Source organism: Piezobacter thermophilus, from assembly GCF_055386745.1.
On the sequence record NZ_AP042380.1, the window covers coordinates 352,896 to 360,000 of the forward strand.

Here is a 7,105-nt window from a genome sequence, read left to right on the forward strand (position 1 = left end):
GTTGACCCGGTCATCCAATCCGATTGCGTGGCAACCCTCCCCGCCACGCATCCGTGAACTTGTACGACAATCATGGGTGTTCTTTGAGCAATTTGAAGCATTTTCGGGCGAACTGACACAACGTCACCCGCCGATTGTCTCGCTGGGCCGAGGAACCCGACCCCGTGAACACTGTCTTCTGCCTTCCTGCGGCATCGTCGTTTCCGAACTGGCGGACATTCGCGGCGAGGCCGTGACAGGCTGCGAAACCTGTCCGGAAGGCGAAATGCGGGAAGAGGAGGTGCTTCTCGATTTGATCGCGAAATGGGCTCTGGAATGGCCCCCATTTCCGACCTCCAATCGGGGGTCCGCTGCTATTCCAAAAAGGGGGCGCCGCCCCCTCGGCCCTGCGGGCCTCACCCCCGGAGTATTTCCGGCAAGAGGAAGGATGCGGACAACATGGTTCTTTCTCTTCTTCCTCTTGCACCAAATACTCCGGGGGGTGCGGGGGCAGAGCCCCCCGCGAAGATGGATTGGCCCCGGAATGCCGGGGCAGCCATAGGGCGACGGGGGATGGAGCCGGATCCGGCGGGTCACCGCCTTGTCCGTTTGCGGCCAGTCGATGGCGCCCGGACATTTGCCGATGTGTCTGACGGGCAGAAAGGCGGCGGCATCCGGAGGTCAGGTGCCGGCGAATTCCTCGCGCCGGTAGCCCTGGATGTAGAGCAGCGCGGTCAGGTCGCCGTGATTGATGCGCACCTCGCTCTGTGCTGCGACCGAGGGCTTGGCGTGCAGGGCGACGCCGGTGCCGGCGCGTGACAGCATCCCGAGGTCATTGGCCCCGTCGCCCACGGCAATCACGTCCCGTTCCGAGATCCCGAGTCGGGCCGATATCTCTTCCAGGGCCCGCACCTTGGCGTCCCGCCCGAGAATGGGCTGCCGCACCTTCCCGGTCAGGCTCCCGCCCTCGACGAGCAGCGTGTTGGCGCGGCTCTCATCGAAGCCGAGACGTTCGGCCACCTTCGCGGAAAAGGCGGTGAAGCCGCCCGACACCAGTGCTGCGTAGGCACCGTGCGCGCGCATGGTCGCCACCAGCTCGCGCCCGCCGGGCATGAGCGTGATGCGCTCGGCCAGCACCTTGTCGATCACCGATGCCGGCAGCCCCCTGAGCAGGGCCACGCGTTCGGTCAGCGCGCCTTCGAAGTCGAGTTCGCCGTTCATGGCCCGGGCGGTGATCTCCTTCACGCGCTCTCCGACCCCGGCCTCCTCGGCCAGCTCGTCGATGCATTCCTGTTCGATCATGGTGCTGTCCATGTCGGCCAGAAGCATCTTCTTGCGCCGCCCTTCGGCCGGCTGGACGACCAGGTCCACGCCCATCTGCTGAAGATCCTCCCAGACCTGCCAGCGATTGTCGGGCGGGGCGGGGACGGGAAACTCCGAGGCAATCCCGGGAGCCAGCGCAACCGCGGGCCCGCCGCCCCAGGCGCGGCGCAGCGATTCGATCAGGGCGGGGTCCAGCGAGGGCGTTCTCGGATCGGTCAGGAGCGTGACGATGAACATGGGGCAGGCATCCGTTGCGGCGGGAATGTCGCGTTTTGCGTCTCGGGCGTCGCTCTAGCGGCATTTTTGCGCTTGCGAAACCCCGGATCGGCCTGTATGCGCGGCGGTGGGACACCCCTCCCCAACGAGGGGCGCATATCTGGAAGGATAGACAGAAATGGCTATGCAAGAACCGGCGACGCGGCCGGCCAATCCGCGTTTTTCCTCGGGCCCCTGTGCCAAACCCCCCACATTCTCTCTGGACAAGCTGGCCGACGCCGCGCTGGGCCGCTCGCACCGTGCGGCCATCGGCAAGGCGAAGCTGAAGGCGGTCATCGAGGGCACGCGCGAAGTGCTGGGCATTCCCGCCGATTACCGGATCGGGATCGTGCCGGCCTCGGACACCGGGGCGGTGGAGATGGCGCTGTGGTCGCTTCTGGGCGCGCGCGGGGTCGAGATGCTGGCCTGGGAAAGCTTCGGCAAGGGCTGGGTGACGGATGTTCTCAAGCAGCTGAAGCTTGACGACGTGGTGGTGCGCGAGGCCGATTACGGCTGCCTGCCGGATCTGTCGGCGGTGGATTTCGCCCGCGACGTGGTGTTCACCTGGAACGGAACCACCTCGGGGGTGCGGGTGCCGAACGGCGACTGGATCGCCCCGGACCGCGCCGGGCTGACCATCTGCGATGCCACCAGCGCCGTCTTCGCCATGGATCTGCCCTGGGAGAAGCTGGACGTCACCACCTTCTCCTGGCAGAAGGTGCTGGGCGGCGAGGCCGCGCATGGCATGCTGATCCTGTCGCCGCGGGCGGTGGAGCGGCTGGAAAGCTGGACGCCCCCCTGGCCGCTGCCCAAGATCTTCCGCCTGACCAAGGGCGGCAAGCTGATCGAGGGCATCTTCCAGGGCGCCACCATCAACACCCCTTCGATGCTGGCGGTCGAGGACTGCCTTTTCGCGCTGGACTGGGCGCGCTCGGTGGGCGGTTTGCGGGGCATGATCGCGCGTGCCGACGCCAATGCCCGTGTGGTCTGGGAGTTCTGCGAAACCCGCGACTGGATCGCCAACCTGGCCGAGGATCCGGCGACGCGCTCGAACACCAGCGTCTGCCTGAAGTTCACCGACCCGCGGATTGCCGACGGCGCGGGTTTTGCCAAGGCGGTTGCAAAGCGGCTGGAGGATGCGGGCGTGGGCTTTGACATCGGCGCCTATCGCGACGCGCCGCCGGGGCTGCGCATCTGGTGCGGCAGCACGGTCGAGACCGCCGATGTCGCGGCACTGATGCCGTGGATCGAATGGGCCTACGAGGCCGAACTCGACGCCCGGAAACAGGCCGCTTGAGCCGGCGCCACGGAATTTCCGAACATGTCCGATACCGGGCGCGGTGATCGCGCCCGGGCCCCCGATACAGCCATTCAAAGGACCGACAGACATGGCCCCGAAAGTACTCGTATCCGACAAGCTCAGCCCGACCGCGGTCGAAATCTTCCGCAATCGCGGCATCGAGGTGGACTACATGCCCGATGTGGGCAAGGACAAGGCGAAGCTGGCCGAGATCATCGGCGATTATGACGGGCTGGCCATCCGCTCGGCTACCAGGGTCACGGAAAAGATCCTCGATGCCGCGAGCCGGCTCAAGGTGATCGGCCGGGCCGGGATCGGCACCGACAATATCGACAAGGTGGCGGCCTCGAAGAAGGGCATCATCGTGATGAACACCCCCTTCGGCAACACCATCACCACCGCCGAGCACGCCATCGCCATGATGTTCGCCTGTGCCCGCCAGATCCCGGCGGCCGATGCCTCGACCCAGGCCGGGAAATGGGAAAAGTCGCGCTTCATGGGGGTGGAGCTGACCGCCAAGACGCTGGGCGTGATCGGGGCGGGCAATATCGGCTCGATCGTCTGCGACCGTGCCCGCGGGCTGAAGATGAAGGTCATCGCCTATGATCCCTATCTGAGCGAGGAGAAGGCGAACTCCATGCAGGTCGAGAAGGTCGCGCTGGACGAGCTTCTGGCGCGGGCCGACTTCATCACCCTGCATGTGCCGCTGACCGACCAGACCCGCAACATCCTCTCGCGCGAGGCGCTTGAGAAGACGAAGAAGGGCGTGCGCATCATCAACTGCGCCCGCGGCGGGCTGGTGGACGAAGAGGCCTTGGCCGAGCTGCTGAAATCGGGCCATGTCGCCGGCGCCGCCTTCGACGTGTTCAGCGTCGAGCCGGCCACCGAGAACCCCCTGTTCGGCCTGCCCAATGTGGTTTGCACCCCGCATCTGGGTGCGGCGACCACCGAGGCGCAGGAAAACGTCGCCATCCAGGTCGCCGAGCAGATGTCGAACTATCTGCTCGACGGGGCGGTGGAGAATGCGCTCAACATGCCCTCGATGTCGGCCGAGGAGGCCAAGGTCATGGGGCCCTGGGTGCGCCTTGCCGGGCATCTGGGCAGCTTCATCGGCCAGATGACGGACGAGCCGATCAAGGCCATCAACATCCTCTATGACGGCTCGGTTTCGGGGCTGAATCTGGAGGCGCTCAACTGCGCGGTGATCGCCGGGATCATGAAGGCGGCCAACCCGGACGTGAACATGGTCTCCGCCCCCTTCATCGCCAAGGAGCGCGGCATCCAGATCTCCACCACCAGCCAGGACCAGTCGGGCGCCTTCGAAGGCTACATCAAGGTCACGGCGGTGATGGAAAAGCGCGAACGCTCGATCGCCGGCACGGTGTTCTCGGACGGCAAGCCGCGCTTCATCCAGATCAAGGGCATCAATATCGACGCCGAGGTGGGGGCGCACATGCTCTACACCACCAACCGGGACGAGCCGGGCATCATCGGCACGCTGGGCCGCACCCTGGGCGAGCACGAGGTCAACATCGCCAACTTCACCCTCGGCCGGGCCGAGCCGGGCGGCGAGGCGATTGCCCTGCTCTATGTGGACGAGCCGGTCCCGGCCGAGGCCCGCGCAAAGCTGGCCGAGACGGGTCTGTTCCGCCAGATCAAGCCGCTGGAATTCGACGTGAGCTGAGGCCGGCCCTTACGATCCGGCCGCGATGCCGCCCCGTTCCTGCGGGGCGGTATCCGTTTCCGGCGATCGCGCGGCCCTGCGGGCTCCGATCACCACCACGGTCAGGAAGATCAGCATCGAGATCAGCGTCAGCAGCGACCCGATCTTGACCAGTGTCTGGCCGGTTTCGCGAATGACCTGCACGATGCCCGGTATCATGGTGACTAACCCGGCGACCGCCACGGGATAGTGGATTCTGGCCAGCGCATGCGCGGCCATGTGCGGGTTCAGGTGGTAATAGATTCCGAACAGCGCCATCGTCACCCAGCCCACCAGGTTCAGGTGCGCGTGCGCGCCGGCCAGGCTGTGATCGCCGGTGGCGGCCATGACGATCCCCCAGATCATGCCACCGCTGACCGCAACCGCTCCGGTTGCAAAGAACGCCAATGCTATGCCTTTCAAGGCTCGTCCCCCCCTTGTCGTTGCCCGGTTGGTCGCCGGCGCGACAGCCCGAGTCTGCCTCCGTCTCGGCAATTTTGGAAATCGATTGATGTTATGATACCTATTCGATTCATGAATTTTGCCAGCTTCGATCTCAACCTGCTGCGGATTCTCGACGCGCTGCTCGAAACCGGCTCTGTCACCGAGGCGGGACGGCGTATCGGGTTGTCGCAGCCGGCGGTGTCGGCCGCGCTGGGACGGCTGCGGTACGCGCTGGGCGATCCGCTGTTCCTGCGGCAGGGCGGGCGGCTGGTGCCCACGGAATATGCTCTTGGCCTGCGCGATTCCCTGCGCGACTTGCTGGAAGGCGCCGAGGCCCTGCTCGCCGGTCCCGGCCCGTTCGACCCAGCCAATGCCGAGGACTTCTTTCGTGTATCCGGCAGCGATTTCTATGCCGAGTTCCTGATGCCCGAACTGGCCGACCACCTGTCCCGTGTCGCACCGCGGATGCGGGTTCACCTGGTGGACCTCGTGCCGGATCGCTGCCTCGACGCGATCGACCGTTACGGGGTGGACATGGCGATGATCCCGCGTACTTCCCTGCCCGACTGGATCGACAGCCGGCCGCTGCACAGCTCGCGTTTTGTCGTCATCGCCCGCCGGGACCATTCCGCCCTTGGCGCCGCCAGGTTGCGGCCGGGGGCGCAAGTTCCGCTCGATCTTTTCTGCGACTTGCAGCACATCCTGTTCTCGCCCGAAGGCCAGGCGCAGGGCGTGGCCGACGAGGCCTTGGCCCGTGTCGGCCGGGAACGGCGGGTGGCGATGACCTTGCCGGTGTTTTCCGGCGTCTGCAGGACGGTGGCGCAAAGCGATCTGATCGCGCTGATCCCCGAACAGATGGCCCGGAGGGTCGCGCCCCATCTGGGGCTTGAAATCTACCGCCCGCCGGTCGAGGTGCCGGCTGTCAGCCTCGTTCTGGTCTGGCACCGCCGCGCCACCCGCAGCCCGGCGCATCGCTGGCTGCGCGACCAGATTGCCACGCTGCTGGCGCCGCTGGACGCGCCTGCGGCCTGAGGTGTCTTTTCATCGCCGCTGCGCCGGGATAGCCCGTCCCCATGACCGATCCGATCTATGCCATCCCGGACATCCACGGCCATTCGGAAGAACTCGACCGCGCGCTGCGGCTGGTCGAGGCCGATGGCGGACCGCAGGCCGAAATCGTCTTTCTGGGCGATCTGGTGGATCGGGGACCCGACAGCCGCGGCGTGATCGACCGGATCCTGCGCGGCCGGGCCGAGGGGCGGCGCTGGCATGTCGTGATGGGCAACCACGACCAGTTGTTCGCGCGGTTCCTGCGGAAGGGATGCATCGATCATGTCCGCATCCGCTCAGGGGTGACATGGCTTCATCCGCGGCTGGGCGGTCTGGATACGCTGCGCTCTTACGGTATTGACGCAACCGGCAACGTGCCGGCGGACAAGCTGTTCCGCGCCGCCGGCAAGGCTGTTCCGAAAGCGCATCTTCGGTTCCTCGAAGAACTGCCGCGCTGGCACGAGCGAGGCGGTCTGCTTTTCGTCCATGCCGGCCTTCGCCCCGGGGTGCCGCTGGTCGCGCAGGATCCGGATGACCTGAACTGGATTCGCGATCCCTTTCTCGACCATCCCGACCCCTGGCCGTGGCTGGTCGTTCACGGGGATACGGCGCTGAAACAGCCCCGGCATTTCGGCAACCGCATTGACCTCGATGGCGGGGCCGGTTTCGGCCGGCCGCTGCACGCGGCGGTGTTCGAGGGGCGCGAGTGCTGGCTGCTGACCGACAAGGGCCGCGTGCCGCTTCGGCCCTGACGGATCAGGTCCAGAGGTCGGTCGAGAGGTATTTCAGCCCGCTGTCGCAGATGATGATGCCGATCCGTCCGCCGCGTTCGGGGCCGGCCAGAAGATCGAGCGCTGCCGCGACATTGGCGCCGGACGAGAACCCGGCAAAGATCCCTTCCAGCCGCGCAAGATCGCGTGCCGCTTGTCGCGCGGCCTCGCCCGAGACGGAAACGAAGCCATCCACCGGCACGTCCCGCATCAGGGCGAGGTCGGCCATCGCATAGCCCCCGCCCTGAATCGGGTGGCCCGGATCGGTGATCGCCTTGCCGG

The 7,105-nt window shown here is 66.3% G+C and carries 7 protein-coding genes (1 of these 7 running past the window's edge); 4 read left to right on the top strand and 3 right to left on the bottom strand.

Annotation, left to right across the window (positions count from 1 at the left end; translation table 11 throughout):
• Positions 1 to 660: 660 nt before the first annotated feature.
• Positions 661 to 1,539 carry a phosphoserine phosphatase SerB gene (gene serB / locus ACZ5CM_RS01725; RefSeq protein ID WP_464640711.1) on the bottom strand — a complete coding sequence of 293 codons (879 nt, stop codon included), beginning with the start codon at positions 1,537 to 1,539 and terminating at the stop codon, positions 661 to 663.
• Between the two features lie 157 nt (positions 1,540 to 1,696).
• On the opposite strand from serB, the gene ACZ5CM_RS01730 reads away from it, so the two are divergent.
• Both ACZ5CM_RS01730 and serA read left to right on the top strand, forming a co-directional pair.
• Positions 1,697 to 2,854 carry a phosphoserine transaminase gene (locus ACZ5CM_RS01730; protein WP_464640713.1) on the top strand — a complete coding sequence of 386 codons (1,158 nt, stop codon included), beginning with the start codon at positions 1,697 to 1,699 and terminating at the stop codon, positions 2,852 to 2,854.
• Positions 2,855 to 2,945: 91 nt separating this feature from the next.
• Positions 2,946 to 4,541, top strand: coding sequence for a phosphoglycerate dehydrogenase (gene serA / locus ACZ5CM_RS01735; RefSeq protein ID WP_464640714.1), 1,596 nt, complete (start codon positions 2,946 to 2,948; stop codon positions 4,539 to 4,541).
• Between the two features lie 9 nt (positions 4,542 to 4,550).
• Here the strand turns inward: serA and ACZ5CM_RS01740 are convergent, their stop codons facing one another.
• A complete protein-coding gene (locus ACZ5CM_RS01740) occupies positions 4,551 to 4,967 on the bottom strand; it encodes a hypothetical protein (protein ID WP_464640716.1) in 417 nt (138 codons plus the stop codon).
• 126 nt (positions 4,968 to 5,093) lie between these two features.
• Here ACZ5CM_RS01740 and ACZ5CM_RS01745 point away from each other — a divergent pair, with 126 nt between their 5' ends.
• Together ACZ5CM_RS01745 and ACZ5CM_RS01750 are read left to right on the top strand one after the other, a co-directional pair.
• Positions 5,094 to 6,035: a LysR family transcriptional regulator gene (locus ACZ5CM_RS01745; RefSeq protein ID WP_464640718.1), complete on the top strand. Its 942-nt coding sequence runs from the start codon at positions 5,094 to 5,096 to the stop codon at positions 6,033 to 6,035.
• A 41-nt stretch (positions 6,036 to 6,076) separates the two neighbouring features.
• Complete coding sequence (locus ACZ5CM_RS01750) at positions 6,077 to 6,805, top strand: metallophosphoesterase (protein WP_464640720.1); 729 nt, start codon at positions 6,077 to 6,079, stop codon at positions 6,803 to 6,805.
• Between the two features lie 4 nt (positions 6,806 to 6,809).
• Here the strand turns inward: ACZ5CM_RS01750 and ACZ5CM_RS01755 are convergent, their stop codons facing one another.
• On the bottom strand, positions 6,810 to 7,105 hold the end of the coding sequence (locus ACZ5CM_RS01755; RefSeq protein ID WP_464640721.1) for a PLP-dependent cysteine synthase family protein. 661 nt of this gene lie beyond the right edge of the window; the window shows 296 of its 957 coding nt (coding positions 662-957); the start codon falls outside the window, past its right edge; the stop codon is at positions 6,810 to 6,812.

Coding starts and splice junctions, on each gene's coding strand:
- ACZ5CM_RS01730 (WP_464640713.1), top strand. CDS start 1,697: ATGGCTATGCAAGAACCGGCGACGCGGCCGGCCAATCCGCGTTTTTCC.
- ACZ5CM_RS01750 (WP_464640720.1), top strand. CDS start 6,077: ATGACCGATCCGATCTATGCCATCCCGGACATCCACGGCCATTCGGAA.
- ACZ5CM_RS01745 (WP_464640718.1), top strand. CDS start 5,094: ATGAATTTTGCCAGCTTCGATCTCAACCTGCTGCGGATTCTCGACGCG.
- serB (WP_464640711.1), bottom strand. CDS start 1,539: ATGTTCATCGTCACGCTCCTGACCGATCCGAGAACGCCCTCGCTGGAC.
- serA (WP_464640714.1), top strand. CDS start 2,946: ATGGCCCCGAAAGTACTCGTATCCGACAAGCTCAGCCCGACCGCGGTC.